At 63.7% G+C, this 15,619-nt stretch carries 12 protein-coding genes; 6 read left to right on the plus strand and 6 right to left on the minus strand.

The genetic code is table 11. The features are described 5' to 3' along the window. Nucleotides 1-25: 25 nt before the first annotated feature. Both acnA and G7016_RS11455 read right to left on the minus strand, forming a co-directional pair. On the minus strand, nucleotides 26-2,689 hold the full coding sequence (gene acnA / locus G7016_RS11450) for an aconitate hydratase AcnA (protein ID WP_181114175.1): 2,664 nt from the start codon (nucleotides 2,687-2,689) through the stop codon (nucleotides 26-28). 130 nt (nucleotides 2,690-2,819) lie between these two features. Then, the gene (locus tag G7016_RS11455) at nucleotides 2,820-3,707 is read right to left on the minus strand and encodes a LysR family transcriptional regulator (protein WP_181114177.1); all 888 of its coding nucleotides are present in this window, start codon (nucleotides 3,705-3,707) and stop codon (nucleotides 2,820-2,822) included. A gap of 226 nt (nucleotides 3,708-3,933) precedes the next feature. Between G7016_RS11455 and G7016_RS11460 the strand changes: the two genes are divergently transcribed. The 3 genes from G7016_RS11460 to G7016_RS11470 are packed head-to-tail and all read left to right on the plus strand — an operon-like array spanning nucleotide 3,934 to nucleotide 6,483. Further along, complete coding sequence (locus G7016_RS11460; RefSeq protein WP_181114179.1) at nucleotides 3,934-4,935, plus strand: aliphatic sulfonate ABC transporter substrate-binding protein; 1,002 nt, start codon at nucleotides 3,934-3,936, stop codon at nucleotides 4,933-4,935. Nucleotides 4,936-4,939: 4 nt separating this feature from the next. Beyond that, nucleotides 4,940-5,773, plus strand: a complete 834-nt coding sequence (locus G7016_RS11465) for an ABC transporter permease (protein WP_181114181.1) — start codon at nucleotides 4,940-4,942, stop codon at nucleotides 5,771-5,773. Beyond that, a complete protein-coding gene (locus G7016_RS11470) occupies nucleotides 5,770-6,483 on the plus strand; it encodes an ABC transporter ATP-binding protein (RefSeq protein WP_181114573.1) in 714 nt (237 codons plus the stop codon). Before G7016_RS11465 ends, G7016_RS11470 begins: the two co-directional genes overlap by 4 nt. Nucleotides 6,484-6,494: 11 nt before the next feature. Here the strand turns inward: G7016_RS11470 and G7016_RS11475 are convergent, their stop codons facing one another. Beyond that, the gene (locus G7016_RS11475; protein ID WP_181114185.1) at nucleotides 6,495-8,630 is read right to left on the minus strand and encodes a glycosyl hydrolase family 28-related protein; all 2,136 of its coding nucleotides are present in this window, start codon (nucleotides 8,628-8,630) and stop codon (nucleotides 6,495-6,497) included. Nucleotides 8,631-8,761: 131 nt separating this feature from the next. Continuing rightward, on the minus strand, nucleotides 8,762-9,838 hold the full coding sequence (gene hppD, locus G7016_RS11480; RefSeq protein ID WP_181114187.1) for a 4-hydroxyphenylpyruvate dioxygenase: 1,077 nt from the start codon (nucleotides 9,836-9,838) through the stop codon (nucleotides 8,762-8,764). A 250-nt stretch (nucleotides 9,839-10,088) separates the two neighbouring features. On the opposite strand from hppD, the gene maiA reads away from it, so the two are divergent. Beyond that, nucleotides 10,089-10,715, plus strand: coding sequence for a maleylacetoacetate isomerase (gene maiA / locus G7016_RS11485; protein ID WP_181114189.1), 627 nt, complete (start codon nucleotides 10,089-10,091; stop codon nucleotides 10,713-10,715). 6 nt (nucleotides 10,716-10,721) lie between these two features. On the opposite strand, the gene G7016_RS11490 is transcribed toward maiA, so the two are convergent. Next, a complete protein-coding gene (locus G7016_RS11490) occupies nucleotides 10,722-11,531 on the minus strand; it encodes an IclR family transcriptional regulator (RefSeq protein WP_181114191.1) in 810 nt (269 codons plus the stop codon). A 107-nt stretch (nucleotides 11,532-11,638) separates the two neighbouring features. Between G7016_RS11490 and hmgA the strand changes: the two genes are divergently transcribed. After that, nucleotides 11,639-12,940 (plus strand): homogentisate 1,2-dioxygenase, encoded by a 1,302-nt coding sequence (hmgA, locus tag G7016_RS11495; RefSeq protein ID WP_181114193.1) that lies wholly within the window; start codon nucleotides 11,639-11,641, stop codon nucleotides 12,938-12,940. After that, entirely contained in the window at nucleotides 12,937-14,217 is a 1,281-nt protein-coding gene (gene fahA / locus G7016_RS11500) for a fumarylacetoacetase (protein ID WP_181114195.1), read from the plus strand. Before hmgA ends, fahA begins: the two co-directional genes overlap by 4 nt. A 16-nt stretch (nucleotides 14,218-14,233) precedes the next feature. Here fahA and G7016_RS11505 read toward each other — a convergent pair whose 3' ends face one another. Beyond that, entirely contained in the window at nucleotides 14,234-15,586 is a 1,353-nt protein-coding gene (locus G7016_RS11505; protein ID WP_181114575.1) for an aminotransferase-like domain-containing protein, read from the minus strand. Nucleotides 15,587-15,619 lie beyond the last annotated feature (33 nt).

Here is a 15,619-nt window from a genome sequence, read left to right on the forward strand (position 1 = left end):
TTGTCCTTGTCGTGTGTGTTCGGTGTCAGGCAGGCGTGCCTTCGCCCAGAAGCTTGCGCACCACGTAGGGCAATACGCCTCCGTTGCGCAGGTAGGCCACCTCCTGGCGGGAATCGAGCCGCAGGTTCACCTGCAGTGTCCTGGCTTGCGCGCCCGGCGCGGCGAGGGTGATTTGTACGGGGTTGTCGCCTACCTGCAGGGCATCCAGCCCGTGGAAATCCAGCCGCTCATGGCCACTCAGCGCCAGGTGCGCGGCCTGCTCGCCCGGCGAGAAGACCAGCGGCAGGATGCCCATCCCGATCAGGTTGCTGCGATGTATGCGCTCGAAGCTGCCCGCCACTACCGCCCTCACCCCCAGCAAGGCCTGGGCCTTCGCCGCCCAATCCCGGCTGGAACCGGCGCCGTAGTTGGTCCCGGCAAACACCACCAAAGGAATGCCTTGCTCCACATAACCTTGCGATGCGTCATAGAGCGGCAGCACCTGTTCCCCATCGGCCGCCCAGGCCCAGGCGCCCTCTCCGGGCTGCTCGGCCAGCAGCAGATTACGTATGGCCCGATTCGTGAACGCACCACGCAGCATCACTTCATGGTTGCTGCGCCGGGTTGAGTATTGGTTCAGGTCCGCCGGGGCTTCGCCACGCTCCAGCAGCCAGCGCCCCGCCAGGCTGTCGCGCGGGATAGCCCCGGCGGGCGAGATATGATCAGTGGTGACGTTATCGCCAAGCACCATCAACACCCGCGCCTGCGAGATGCTCAACGCCTGGCTGGGCCCGGCCTCTATGGTGTCCAGGTAGCGAGGGCGGCGCAGGTAGGTCGAGGCCGGGTCCCATGGGAAGTGCACACTCGCTTCGGCACCCAGGGCTTGCCAATGGTGCGTGCCCTCCCATACCTGCGCCAGGCGGCGGGCAAATTGCGCGGGCTGCACGGCGTAGTCAACGAGGGTATCGACCTCAACGTCAGTGGGCATCAGGTCCGCAAGGTACACCGGCTTTCCATCGGTAACGCCTAATGGTTCGCGGGTAAGGTCGCGCTGGATTTCCCCGGCGATCGCATACGCCACCACCAGCGCGGGCGAGGCCAGGTAGCCGGCGGGCACTTTAGGGTTCACCCGGCCTTCGAAATTGCGGTTGCCCGACAGCACGGCCACCCCTTTGAGCCCTTCTTCGGCAAGAGCCTCTACATGCGGTTCGAGGCTGCCGGAGTTGCCGATGCAGGTCATGCAACCAAAGCCGGTAAGGTCGAAGCCCAGCGCCGCGAAGTCTTCCATCAGGCCAGCAGCCTCCAGGTAGTCGGCCACCACCCGCGAACCCGGCGACAACGATGTCTTCACCCAAGGCCTGGCCTTGAGCCCCAGCCGGCGAGCGTTGCGCGCCAGCAGGCCGGCCTGGATCATTTGCGCCGGGTTGGCGGTGTTGGTGCAACTGGTGATCGCGGCGATTACCACCGCGCCGTGGGCCAGCGGTTGATCGAACGCCGTGCTGGTGAACAGGCTCGGGCTGCTGCTGGCGATCAGCGGCGCGCCCAGTGCCTGTTGGAACGATGCGCCTGCCAACGCCAGTGGCTGCCGTTGGTGCGGCTGGTGTGGGCCGGCCACGCTGGGCTCCAGCGAGGCCAGGTCCAACTCGATCAGCTCGGCGAACACCGGCTCGGACGAGCGCTCATCCCGCCACAGGCCTTGGGCTCGCAGGTACACGGCGGCTCGCTCTCGCAGCTCCTGGCTGCGACCGGTCAACGCCAGGTAATTGGCCGCGTGTTGATCGAAAGGGAAAAACACCACGGTAGCGCCGTACTCCGGAGCCATGTTGGAAACGGTGGCGCGATGGGCAAAACTCAGTGTTTCAAGGCCGGGGCCGCAGAACTCCACGAACTTGCCGACCATCTGCCGCCGGCGCAGGATCTGGGCCACATACAGGGACAGGTCGGTTCCCGTCACGCCTGGGCCCAGCTGGCCGGTCAGGCGAATGCCGACCACCTCCGGGAAGCTGATAGGCACCGGTTCGCCCAGCATGGCCGCCTGGCCTTCCAGGCCACCCACGCCCCACCCCAGAATGCCCAGTGCGTTGATCATCGGGGTGTGGCTGTCGGTAGCCACCATGTGGTCCGGGTGCAGCACCCGCTGACCTTGCTCGCAGGGGCTTTCCCAGACCACCTGAGCGATGGCTTCCATGTTCATCTGGTGAATGATGCCAGTGCCCGGCGGGATCACTCGGAAGTTATCCAGGCTTTTCTGCGCCCATTTGATGAAGCGGTAGCGTTCGCTGTTGCGGCGGAAATCGATGTCCAGGTTGGCATCCACCGCGCCCGCTTCTGCGTAACGCTCGACGATCACCGAATGGTCGATCGCCAGTACCGCCGGAATGCGCGGATTGACCCGCTGGGGATCGCCCCCCAGCGCGGCCACCCGGTCACGCATGCCGGCGAAGTCCGCCAGCGCGGGCAGGCAGGTGGTGTCGTGAAACATCAGCCTGTTGGGCAAAAAAGGAACTTCGCAGGCAGGCCCGCGACCAAGCGCAGCCGCCAGTACCCCGGGCAGCACTTCGGGGTTGCACCGGGCCACGTTTTCAATCAGCAGGCGCACCGAATACGGCAATGAGGCGAGGGTGTCTGCGGGGAGGATCTTGCACAGGTCCACATAGCAAAAGTGGTCGCTGCCTATCGTCAGGTCAGAATAGAAACTAGTGGCGTTCACGGGGGCGCTCTCGTTGTTGTCAGCGCGGCTGTCGATGCAACCGGTTATGGGGCCATGCTAGGCCCTCCAACCCGACCGTAAAATTGATCATTCGCCACGGCAGCGTTCTCCTAATGCGAACGCTTGGAGGTTATGCCTGGCCCTGCAGATGCTCCACCAGCGTGCGAACGGTAGGCGCCAGAAGGTCCAGCCGACGGATGCCGATCACCAGTGAACGCCGGGCCCAGGTGTCTTCGAGCTCACGCGTGTGCAGCTTCAGCCCTCGCAGGTAATGACCGATGGCTGTACGCGGCAGGATCGCCACGCCAACCCCGGCGGCCACCAGCCGACACATGCACTCAAAGCTGCTGGCGCGCACTCGCACTTTCATCGTTCGACCCAATGGGGCCAGGTGCTGGTTGAAGAGCGTGTAGAGCGAACTGTCCAAGTGGGGGCCGATGAACTCATGGTCCAGCACTGCATCGAAACTCAGCGCGCCCGTCCCGGCCAAGGGATGGTCGGCGCGGGTCACCAATACCAGCTGGTCCTGCCGATACGGTCGAATTTCCAGGCCGGCGGCCGGGGTATGCTCGGCGAAAATGCCCACATCGGCTCTGCCATCGAGCACCGCGCGAACCACCGCCGAGCCCACCCGCTCCTCGATATCAAAATGAATCAGCGGATAACGCTGGAGAAATCGCTCCACGTCGGTGGGCAGAAACTGGGCCAATGCCGAAGCGATGGCGTGCACCCTTACATGGCCGCGAACCCCCGCCGCATAACTGGCGAGTTCCTCGTCCATCTGGCCAAGCATCAGGCGCACCTGCCGCGCGTAATGCAGCATCGACTCCCCTGCCGGGGTCAGCTCTACCCCACGCGCATAGCGCAACAGCAAAGGTGCCCCCACCTGTTCTTCCAGTTCGGCGACCCGCTTGCTGACCGCCGACACGGCAAGGTGGCTGCGTTTCGCCGCGCGCGTAAGGTTGCGTTCCTCGGCCACCGCGATGAAGAGGTCCATGCTGGTGAGGTCGTAGCGCATCGAAGGTTCTCGCTGGGTGGGTGCGCCATGATAGGCATATATGTGGGGCAACGCTGCCCGGGCGATCCCGCGCCGAAACTCGCGCAACCGAAACGATCTAGGCAAAGATCAAAATATTATTTATTTGCCGTTTCTTAGATCAATTAGGGTTAGCCGCGCCCGGGCTGGAGCAAAGTGCCTGCCCGGGGATTTGTTTATCAACGCCAGCCCTGCCAGGACGCCCCCGATGCTTACACCCTTGTTGAGAAAACCCTTGTTTCGGTGGGCCCAGCCCTTGTTTGCGGCCGCTATTCTCTCGGCAAGTTGGGCTGGCATCGCCCAGGCGGCTGATACGCCACCGGCCGAAGTGCACCTGGACTACGCCTATTACTCCCCCACCAGCCTGGTGCTCAAGCATTTCGGTTGGCTGGAGCAAGCGCTGCCTGGCACCAAGGTGAGCTGGGTTTTGAGTCAGGGCAGTAACCGTTCGCTGGAATACATCAACAGCGGGAGTATCGACTTCGCTTCCACCGCAGGCCTTGCCGCGGTATTGAGCCGCGCCAACGGCAGCCCCTTGAAAACCGTTTATATCGCCAGCCGGCCCGAGTGGACCGCCCTCGCCGTGCGCAAGGACTCCCCGATCAAGACAGTGGCGGACCTGAAAGGGAAGAAAATCGCCGCCACCAAAGGCACCGACCCGTACCTGTTCACCTTGCGTGCCTTGCAGCAAGCCGGCCTGAGCAAGGACGACGTGGAACTGGTGCACCTGCAACATCCCGATGGCCGCGTGGCCCTGGAAAAAGGTGAAGTGGACGCCTGGGCAGGGTTGGACCCGTTGCTTGCCGCGAGCCAGCTCCAGGCCGGTTCCCGCCTGCTGTACCGCAACGTGGATTTCAACAGCTATGGGGTGATCAGCGTGACCGAAGCCTATGCCAAGGCCCAGCCTCACACTGTCGAGACCGTGCTGCAGGCCTACGAGAAAGCCCGTACCTGGGCCAGCCAGCACCCCGATGAGCTGGCGGCGCTATTGGCGCAGGAATCCGGCTTGCCACTGGAGGTGGCCAAGCTGCAGATCTCTCGCACCGACTTCAGCAACGCCCAGCCCGGGCGGGAGCATGTCGCCGCGTTGAAAGCCGCCGCGCCGATCCTGCTGGCCGAGGGGCTGGTGCGTAAGGGTACCGACGTGAACGCGGTGGTGGATCAGCTGTTCGATCCTCTCTTCAGTGCCACTGCCATCGGGAAAAACTAAGCCCATGGCTGTGCCGAGCAAAAGCCTGGGCAACGCGCAGGCGCAATCCCAAGGGCCGGGCCGCTCGCGGTGGCGCACGCCGCTCAAGGGCTGCGTGCTTCCGGTGGCGATCATCGCGGTGCTCGAAGCGGTGGTACGGCTGGGCTGGGTACCGGCCTACCAGATGCCCGCGCCCAGCGACGTGGCCGTTACGCTGCTGGACCTCGCCCATGGCCCGCTGGGCAAGCACATTGGCGCCAGCCTGTTGCGGGTACTGATCGGCTTCTTCATCGGCGCGTCACTGGCGCTGGTGTTCGCCGCCTGGGTGGGCCTGAGCCGCGAAGCCGAAGCTTACCTGGAGCCGACGTTCGCTGGCTTGCGCGCCATCCCTAGCCTGGCCTGGGTACCATTGCTGCTGTTATGGCTAGGTATCGACGAGAGCTCCAAGATCATTCTGATCGCCATCGGGGCGTTCTTCCCGGTGTACGTAAATGGCGTGGCGGCCATACGCAGCATTGATCGGCGGTTGGTGGAGGTCGGCCAGATGTATGGGTTCGGCCGGCGCCGGCTGGTGTGGCGCATCCTGTTGCCGGCCGCCATGCCGGGTTTGTTCACCGGCCTGCGAAGCGGGCTCAGCATGGCGTGGATGTTCGTGGTCGCCGCCGAGTTGATCGCGGCTACCAAAGGCCTGGGGTACCTGCTCAGCGATGGTCGCGAAACGTCACGGCCGGACATCGTGCTGGCGGCGATCATCATCCTTGCCGTGCTCGGCAAGATCAGCGACGGCCTGTTCGCCAGCGTCGAGCGCCGCTGGTTGCGTTGGCGGGACACCTACACAGGCCAGGGAGGTACCCCCTGAGTGACGTACTGCTGGATGTTCATGTACGCCGAAAGTCCTTCGGCCAGGCGCTGGTACTGAACAACGCCAGGGTGACCTTGCATCGCGGCGAAATCGTCAGCGTGCTGGGCCCCAGCGGGTGCGGCAAAAGCACACTGTTGCGGATCATCGCGGGGCTGGAGCGCGATTATACGGGTGAGCTTCGGCAAAGCACCGAGCACACCGCCTTTGTGTTCCAGGAGCCTCGCCTGATGCCGTGGCTGAGCGTGGAGCGCAACATCGGCTTTCACGACGACGCGCATTTCGATCGGGCCTGGGTGAACCAGTTGCTTGAGGAAGTCGGGCTTGAGGGCTTCGGCACGGCCTTGCCCAAGGAGCTTTCCGGCGGGATGGCCCAGCGCGTCGCCATCGCGCGTGGGCTGTACTCCCGGCCGGGGGTGTTGCTGCTGGACGAACCCTTCAGCGCAGTCGATGCCTTCACGCGGATGAAACTTCAGGACCTGCTGTTGCAGCTGGCACAACGGCACAACATCGCGTTGCTGCTGGTCACCCATGACATCGACGAAGCCCTGTACCTCAGCGACCGCGCGTTGATCATGGGCAACCGCCCCAGCAACGTCCGGCAATCAATCGAAGTGCCCTTGCCGCAGCCGCGCGACCGGCGCCACCCACTGCTGGCCGAACTCAAGGCGCAAGCCTTGACGGAGTTGCATTCGGCGCACGTTATCTGAGCGCCCGCGGGTCACGCCAACGCCTCCACCTCAGGAGCAGCCGCACCCAGCAGCGTCAATGGCGTCTGGGTTTCTGGCACGCCCCACGCGCTATCGGGCAAGGGCTGGCTGTTGTATCCCCCGGGGTGGGCGAAGATGATCGCGGTGTCCGATTGCAGCGCGGCAATGTTGATAGGGAAGAACGCGACTTCGAAATGCCGGCCCAGGGCATCATTCTCCAGCGATTTGAGCACCCCTTCACGCCGGGTGGTATCCCATTCCAGCAGCAGCGTGTGGTTGTAACCATTACCCAGGCCGGTGAACCCCAGCGCACTGACGTCGATACTGTCGTTACCCTCCAGGTCGAAATCCATCACCGTGTCCCGGTGCACCAACACGTTATTGTCCGCCCGCCAGCTGTCCTTGAGCGAGGTGTACACAAAGGTGTCGCTGTCATCGCCGCCGCTCAGCCGATCAGCGCCCTCGCCTCCTATCAGGCGGTCTTCACCCCTTCCACCCGAGATCACATCCGCGCCGTTGGCCCCGATCAAGGTTTCGCCCGAGGTGCCGCCGTTCAAGGTATTCGCCGCAGCGTCACCTTGCACCAGGGCGCGGAAGTTGCCCGGTTGCAGGTTGGGTAGCCACTCGCTGTTCAAGATCAACTCGAAGTAGTTGCCATGCGCGTCGGCGTCCAAGCTGCTGAGGTAGGTCAGGCCGCTGGCCTTGTGTGCATCGACCTTCAAGGTGCTGCCATGGCCGTCTCCCAAGCCAGTGAAGCCAAGCTGGGTGAGGTCGAGCTGGTCCTCCGAATCGAAGTCGTCGATGTAGTCGGCATGGGAGACACCGCCGGCCCGGTAGCTGTCCGTCATGGCAGTGAAGCGGAAGGTATCTCCGCCGGTCCAGCCGTCGCTACCTCCATGCAGCCGGTCGCGACCGGCGCCACCCACGAGAATATCGTTGTTGTCGCCGCCATCGAGCCGGTCGTTGCCCCCGCCCCCCACCAGTAGTTCCCGAGCCAGCGAACCCTTCAGTGTGTCGGCAGTAGAAGTACCGAACTGGTGAATGAACATCTGGTTGTCGCGGATGACACTGCTGAGGGTGCCTTGCCGCGTGGCGTAATCAACCTGGCTGATCACGTTGTCGGTGATTCGGTTGTTTCCGCCCAGTCCGCTCGCCTCGGCGATGCCGTACGTGGAATTGGACCAATAGCCCCCGGTGACGACATTGCCGTGAACGTCGATGAACTGGGCGCTCAATGAGGGCACATAAACGACGCCGGTCAGCAGTATTTCCGCGCCCTCGATCCGCTGATTGTTCTCGTGAACGTTGTTGAACGTGATTTCACCCAGCTTGCTGGCATCGCTGTGTATGCCGTACGACAAATTCAGCGAGGCTTCTACACCGGTTACTCGGTAGCCCGCGACATTCTCGATATGAACGCCCGTTTCACGGTTCTCGGTGAAATGCCCGCCACTCACCACAATGTTGCCTACCTGGTCATCCCTCGTGGTGTTCGATGCGGTGCCCTCCACCAGGCGCACCCCATCACCTGCGTTCCCATAGCCATCGCTGTCGAGCATGCGCAGGGTACCGCCCAGCTCGTAGCCATCGCCCACGTTGGCGTAGGACGTGTTGTGTTCGAACACGCTGTTGCGCAAGCCGTCGGCGATCACGCCGTCCTTGCCGTTGTCGTGGGCAGTGCTGTTTCGCAGGGTTACCGTACTGCCGAGGCTGCGCAGGTCGAAACCGTTACCGCTGACGTTGTGCACTTCAACGTCGTCGATCACCACCCCGCTCGCCCGGCTAACGGCCACACCATCTACCGACCCGATATCCGCCACGGTGCTGGTGCCGTCGATACTCAGATGGCCGAGTTGCACCCCCGCGCCCTCGGCCCGCAGGATGCCAGCGGCTGACGTGACACCGCTGGCCAGCTTGAGGATAGTGGCCTCGGTGCTGAGGCCCTGAAGGGATACGCCGGCCTTGACCAAGAGGCACCCGCCATCTGCGTCCTCGCCGGGGCTGAGCCGAAAGGTGCCGGCGCCTATCGTCACCTGCCCGCCACCCGCTGCTGCTGCCGCGTCGATAGCTGCCTGGATTGCCTGTGTGTCGTCGGTTACACCGTCGCCCTTGGCGCCGTAATCCTTCACGTTGAATTCGCTGGCCATTGTTCTGTTCTCCCTGCCGCGGCGCGCTCAAGGTGAATGGAAAAGGCAGTGAAGAACGCAACACGGGCCCTCACACTCTAGATCAGGCCCATACGCTGACAAGGCGAGCGGCGTACCGGGCGCGCCGAAACTCAGGACGTGGACAGCACCCCGCGGCGCACTTGGTCGCGCTCGATGGATTCGAACAGCGCTTTGAAGTTGCCCTCGCCGAACCCGTCGTCGCCCTTGCGCTGGATGAACTCGAAGAACACCGGGCCGAGCAAGGTTGCCGAGAATATCTGCAACAGCAGCCGCCGGTTGCCGCCCTCGGATGTGCCGTCGAGCAGAATGCCTCTTGCCTGCAGGGCCTCTTCCGGCTCACCGTGGTCCGGCAAGCGGCCCTGCAGCATTTCGTAGTAAGTGGCCGGGGGGGCGGTCATGAAGTTCATGCCCAGGGCCTTGAGCTTGTCCCAGGTCTGGATCAGGTCGTCGGTGATGAAGGCCACGTGCTGGATGCCCTCGCCGTTGAACTGCATGAGGAACTCTTCGATCTGCCCCGCGCCCTTGGAAGACTCTTCGTTCAAGGGGATGCGGATCATGCCATCGGGTGCCGACATGGCCTTGGAAGTCAGCCCCGTGTACTCGCCCTTGATATCGAAGTAGCGAAGCTCGCGGAAATTGAACAGGGTTTCGTAGAAGTTCGCCCAATAGGCCATGCGGCCGCGGTACACGTTATGGGTAAGGTGGTCGATCAGCTTCAGGCCGGCGCCTTCCGGGTGGCGGTCGACCCCTTCGATGAACTCGAAGTCGATGTCGTAGATAGAGGTGCCATCACCAAAGCGGTCGATCAGGTACAACGGGGCGCCCCCGATGCCCTTGATGGCGGGCAGGCGCAGCTCCATGGGCCCTGTGGGAATTTCGACCGGCTGCGCGCCGAGCTCCAGGGCCCGCTTGTAGGCCTGGTGCGAGTTCCTCACCCTGAAGGCCATGCCGCACACGGAAGGCCCATGCTCCGCCGCAAAGTAGGCCGCGAGGCTGCCCGGCTCGTTGTTGAGCACCAGGTTGATCCCACCCTGGCGATACAGCACTACTTGCTTGGAGCGGTGATGGGCAACCTTGGTGAAGCCCATCATTTCGAACACAGGCTCGAGAACGCCTGGCGTGGGCGAGGCAAACTCAATGAATTCGAAGCCCATCAGGCCCATGGGGTTGTCGTAGAGGTCAGTCATGGCGGTATCCGGTTGGTCAGTAGGGAGCAGGAAAATGTGCTGTTTCCACTACCGGGCCGGCGGCGCGCACGATATCCCTCGTACGCTGCGGGCGAGAAAATCGCCGAGAAGCAACTGCAACCCAAGAACCCTCACACGGTGCGCTCCTTTGTTATTCGTAATATGGTTACGCAAAACGTAATCTCCGCCAATTCTCCGGAGCTGTCAATTGCAGGCGCGCGCCCATAACAACAAGGCACAGGAGCATGCCGTGGACCTTTATACCTACTACCGCTCCACGTCCTCTTATCGGGTTCGCATTGCACTGGCCTTCAAGGGCCTGAGTTACAACGCCCTGCCGGTGAACCTGCTCAAGCACGAGCATCTGCAGCCCGCTTATCAAGCGGTGAACCCCCAACGCCGAGTACCCGTGCTACGCGGCGATGGCGGCGAAGTACTGATGCAGTCACCCGCGATCATCGAGTACCTCGAAGAGCGCTATCCTGCCCCGCGCCTGTTGCCGGTTGATGCACTGGCCCGGGCACGCCATCGCAGCGTGGCGGCGATCATCGGCTGCGATATTCATCCGCTGCACAATGTGGCGGTGCTCCAGCGCCTGCGCGAGCTGGGTATCGAGGAACCCCAGGTAACCGCCTGGATCAACCACTGGATTGGCGAAGGCCTTGGCGCGGTGGAGGCGTTGATCGGCGACCACGGCTGGTGCTTCGGCGAGCCAGGGCTGGCGGATGTTTACCTGCTGCCACAAGTGTATGCCGCCCGGCGCTTTGCCGTAGGCCTGGAAGGCTGGCCACGTATTGCCCGGGTGGAAGCCCTGGCGAGGGCGCACCCGGCGTTCCTCGGCGCACACCCTGAGCGGCAGCCGGACACCCCGGCCTGAGCTGCGCTAAACATCCAGCGGCCGAGCCCCGCCCATGCGGTCGGTAATAGCCTGCGCGGCCTGCTGCAGCCGCTCGGCGGCGGTTGCCTGGTTGGGCGGCGTGAATACCGAAGCAGCGCCCACTACGGTGATAACCCCAGCCAGTACATGGCCCGTGGCGAACAAGGGCGCGGACACGGCATTCACCCCGGGCATCAACAAGCCGTGCACCTGGTTCAGGCCAGTGGCCCGGATGTGCGCCACACGCTGTTCGATGTCCTTCAAGAAGGCCGCGCCCTGCCCTGCGCTTTCGTCGTGAAGGAGTGCGGCGGTTTCGGCGGCCGGCAGGTAACTGTTGAACACCATGCCGGTGGATGAACCGAGCAACGGCAGCACCGAGCCTACACGGGTGACCAGTGTGACCGCGCCGATGGACTGTTCCACATGCACCACGGTAGGGCCTTTGTTACCCCAGACGGCCAGGAAGCAGGTTTCGTTGAGCTCATCGCGCAAGCCCTGCAAGTGAGGGCTGGCGATTCTCAGCACATCCAGCCTGCCCAGCGCCGCAAGGCCGACCAGCAGCGCCTCGCGGCCCAGACCGTAATGGTTGGTGGCCGGGTCCTGCTCGGCGAACCCGCTGGCGATCAACGCTTGCAGGTAGCGATGGACCTTGGCGGCGGGCATGCCCACATGTTCGGCCAGCCGAGACAACGACGTGCTGGGCGCCAGCTGCGCCAGCCCTTTGAGGATGCCCGTGCCCACTTCGGCGGCCTGAACCTTTTGCTGCCGTACAGGGGTGGCGGGGCTGGCTTCAGGCCCGGGGGTATCGCTGGCCATAAGGGGTAAGTGCCTTTGCAAAGAAGTGCGGGTTTATAGCTTGACCCGCCAGCGAACTCAAATTACGTTAATCGTAATTCAATTACAAAAAACAACAAGAGGTCGCCATGCACCTGTCAGCTGCGCACCCACTTACTTACATGAGCGGCTTTGGCAACCAGTTCAGCAGCGAGGCGCTGCCCGGCGCGCTGCCCCAAGGCCAGAACTCGCCGCAACGGCCAGAGTACGGCCTTTATGCCGAACAGTTTTCAGGTACTGCGTTCACCGTGCCCCGCAGCGAGGCGCGCCGTACGTGGCTGTACCGGATCAAGCCCTCCGCGGCCCACCCGCGCTTCGAGCGGCTCGAAAGGCAGATCCCTGGAGGGCATGCCGGCCCGATCACGCCCAACCGGTTGCGCTGGAACCCCATGCCGTACCCTTCCACGCCCACCGACCTGATCGATGGGCTGTTAACCCTCGCTGCAACGCACGACAGCGAGCAGGCCAGCGGCGTGAGCGTGTACCTGTACAGCGCCAATGCCTCCATGCAACGGGCCTTCTTCACCGCCGACGGCGAGTGGTTGCTGGTGCCTCAGGCCGGGCGGCTGCGGATTGTCACCGAACTGGGTGTGCTGCAGGTTGAACCGCAGGAAATCGCCCTGCTGCCGCGCGGGCTGAAGTTCCGGGTGGAACTGCTCGATGCCTTGGCCAGGGGCTACATCTGTGAAAACCATGGTCGCCCGCTACGCCTGCCAGACCTGGGGCCCATCGGCAGTAACGGCCTGGCCAACCCGCGGGACTTTCTCGCCCCGGTCGCGGCATTCGAGGAGACCGCCACCCCCTGGACCCTGGTACAGAAATTTCTCGGCGAGCTGTTTTCCACCGAACTCGATCACTCGCCTTTCGACGTGGTGGCCTGGCATGGCAACAACGTGCCCTGCAAGTACGACCTGCGGCGCTTCAACACACTGGGCTCGATCAGCTTCGACCACCCGGACCCGTCGATCTTCACCGTTCTCACCTCGCCCGGCGCGGCCGAAGGCGTCGCCAACGTGGACTTCGTGATCTTCCCGCCTCGCTGGCTGGTGGCGGAAAACACCTTCCGCCCGCCATGGTTCCACCGCAACGTGATGAATGAATTCATGGGCCTGATCACCGGCGCCTACGATGCCAAGGCCGAAGGTTTCAGCCCGGGCGGGGCTTCCCTGCACAGCTGCATGAGTGCCCATGGGCCGGACGACGCCACGGCGGGCAAGGCAATGGCGGCGGACCTGCAGCCGCAGAAGGTGGATAACACCATGGCGTTCATGTTCGAGACCTCGCAGGTGCTCAGGCCCAGCCAGGCGGCACTGGACAGCGAACATCTTCAAAACGATTACGACGCCTGCTGGGCGGGCCTTTCCAGCCACTTTTCCCGAGGCCATTCATGAGCAGCTCCGCTTTGCGTAGCTGGGCTACCAGCGCCAACGGCCACGCCGACTTTCCCTTGCACAACCTGCCACTTGGCATCTTCAGCCGGTTTGGGGAAACGCCACGCGGCGGCGTCGCCATCGGCGATCAGGTGCTGGACCTTCGCGCGGCCGTGGCCGCCGGCGTGTTCACCGACAGCGCGCTGGATGCGGCAGAGTGCGCCAGCGCCAGCACACTCAATGGCTTCTTCGCCTTGGGTAGCGGCCCTCGCCGCGCGCTACGCTCAGCGCTGCTGGACCTGTTAAGCGAGCGCAGCAGCCATCAAACCCGGCTGGCGCCTGCGCTGTATCCGCAGGCGGACTGCCAGATGCACCTGCCCGCCGAAGTGGGCGACTACACCGACTTTTACGTAGGTATTCACCACGCCACTAACGTGGGCAGGCTGTTCCGCCCCGATAACCCACTGCTGCCCAACTACAAATACGTGCCCATCGGCTATCACGGGCGGGCTTCCACCCTGAACGTCAGCGGCACCGATGTGAAACGCCCTCACGGCCAAACCCTGCCAGCCGGGGCCAGCGTGCCCGTGTTCGGGCCTTGCCAGCGGCTGGACTACGAACTGGAAATGGGCGTATGGATCGGCCCCGGCAATGCCCAGGGCGAGCCCATTGCGATCGCCGATGCACCCGAACACATCGCCGGCCTGTGCCTGCTCAACGACTGGTCCGCTCGGGATGTTCAGGCCTGGGAATACCAGCCACTGGGGCCGTTCCTCTCCAAAAGCTTCGCCACTACCTTGTCGCCCTGGGTGATCACCGCCGAAGCGCTGGCGCCGTTCCGCTGCGCCCAGGCGCCTCGCCCCGAAGGCGACCCGCAACCGCTGGCCTACCTGCTCGATGCCAACGACCAACAGCAGGGCGCGCTGGACATCGAACTGGAGGTGCTGTTGCTCACCCCCCTCATGCACGACGCTGGCCTGGGCCCGCAACGCATCGGGCTGAGCAACACGCAGCATATGTACTGGACCATGGCGCAGATGGTCACCCATCACGCCGTCAATGGCTGCCAACTGCGGCCGGGCGACCTGATGGGTACCGGTACCCTGTCCGGCCCTGAACCCGGGCAGTACGGCAGCCTTCTGGAGATCACCGAGGGCGGCAAACGGGCACTGATCCTGGCCAACGGCGAGGAACGCCGCTTTCTGCTCGACGGGGACGAAATCATCCTGCGGGCGCGCTGCCACCGCGACGGCCTGGCGCCGATCGGCTTTGGCGAATGCCGTGCGAGGATCTGTTGAACACCCGCGGGCGCGCTCAGCCTCGCAAACGGTCGATATAGGCCACGTTCAAACGCGTCCAGGGCACGGTGCGATGTTGGTCGGGCGAGAAGATATGCCCAGGCGCTACCATGCAACCCCTGGGCTGCCATAGCCGCGCAAGGTCTCTGGCGTCGCCGATAGCAGGAAAGCGCGCCCACAGGTAAAGGCTGGCCTGGGGTGCGCAGAACACCTGAGCGCCTAGCTCGGCCAAGGTATCCAGCCCTTGTGCGGTCGCCTCCCTTACCCTGTCCTGCAAGCGCAGGCAATGGCGCACGAAATGCCCCTCGCCCAGGATCACATCCACCGTGCGCTCGCAGAACTCGGACGAACTGGTGTGCAACAGCATCTTCAGGTCGCCGAGTTCGTCGATCACCTCCTTGCTGCCGGCAATAAAGCCCACCCGTAGCGCGGCGGACACCGATTTGGAGAAACTGCCCACGTAGAGCGACCGTTTCAGTTGATCCAGGGCGGACACCTTGATCGTGGTGGCAGGCTTGAAGTCTGCGAGGGCGTCGTCGTCCACCAGGTAAAAATCATGCTGTTCGGCCAGTTGCACCAGTTGATGCGCTTTGCTGGGTGAAATGTCCGAGCCCGTAGGGTTGTGGCCCGCCGACTGAATGAAAAACAGCTTGGGCTTGTGGCTGCGCAAGTGCCTGCGCAACGCGTCGATGTCCGGCCCGTCAGGTAACCGGGGCACTGCGAGCATATTGGCACCGTGAAGTTTGAGCTTGCCAAACAGCGGGTAGTAGCCAGGGTCTTCCACCAGTACGTGATCGCCCGGGGCGAGGAAGCGGCGAATGATCAGGTCCAGCGCGTGGTTGGCGCCATGGGTGGTGACGATTTGGCGCGGCGTGGCAGCGATGGCATAGCTCCCGAGCTTGCGTGCCAGCTGCTGGCGCAGTGCCGGGTTACCCAGGCGGTTGCCATAACGGAATAACGTGGTCACGCCGGTGCGCATGATCTGCCGGGTGAACCGGTCCAGGCGCATGTCCATCAGCCAGTCCGTGGGCGGGAACCCTTCGCCGAGGGGTGCCTGACCGGGTTCGCGGACGAACTGCTGGCGCATCAACCAGATGGTGTCCATGGCCCGGGCGTAGGGTGCGGTCTCCTCCGCCTCCTGGCTACGGCTTGCACCTTGCCTGACGAAAAACCCCTGGCCGTGTCGTGCCTCCACCAACCCTTGGGAGGCAAGCTGCTCATACGCCGTGATCACGGTGTTCTTGGAGTGCCCGAGCACCCGCACGCATTCGCGCAGGGACGGCAATCGGTCCCCTGTTTGATACGTGCCGTTGCCGATCTGCTCGGTAAATGTCGCCGCCAGCTGCTGCGCCAATGTTTGATAAACCATGGCCATGCCCTTTGCTTCCCTCGGCCGAGGGTA

This window comes from Pseudomonas japonica (assembly GCF_013522925.1).
GTDB lineage: Bacteria > Pseudomonadota > Gammaproteobacteria > Pseudomonadales > Pseudomonadaceae > Aquipseudomonas > Aquipseudomonas japonica_A.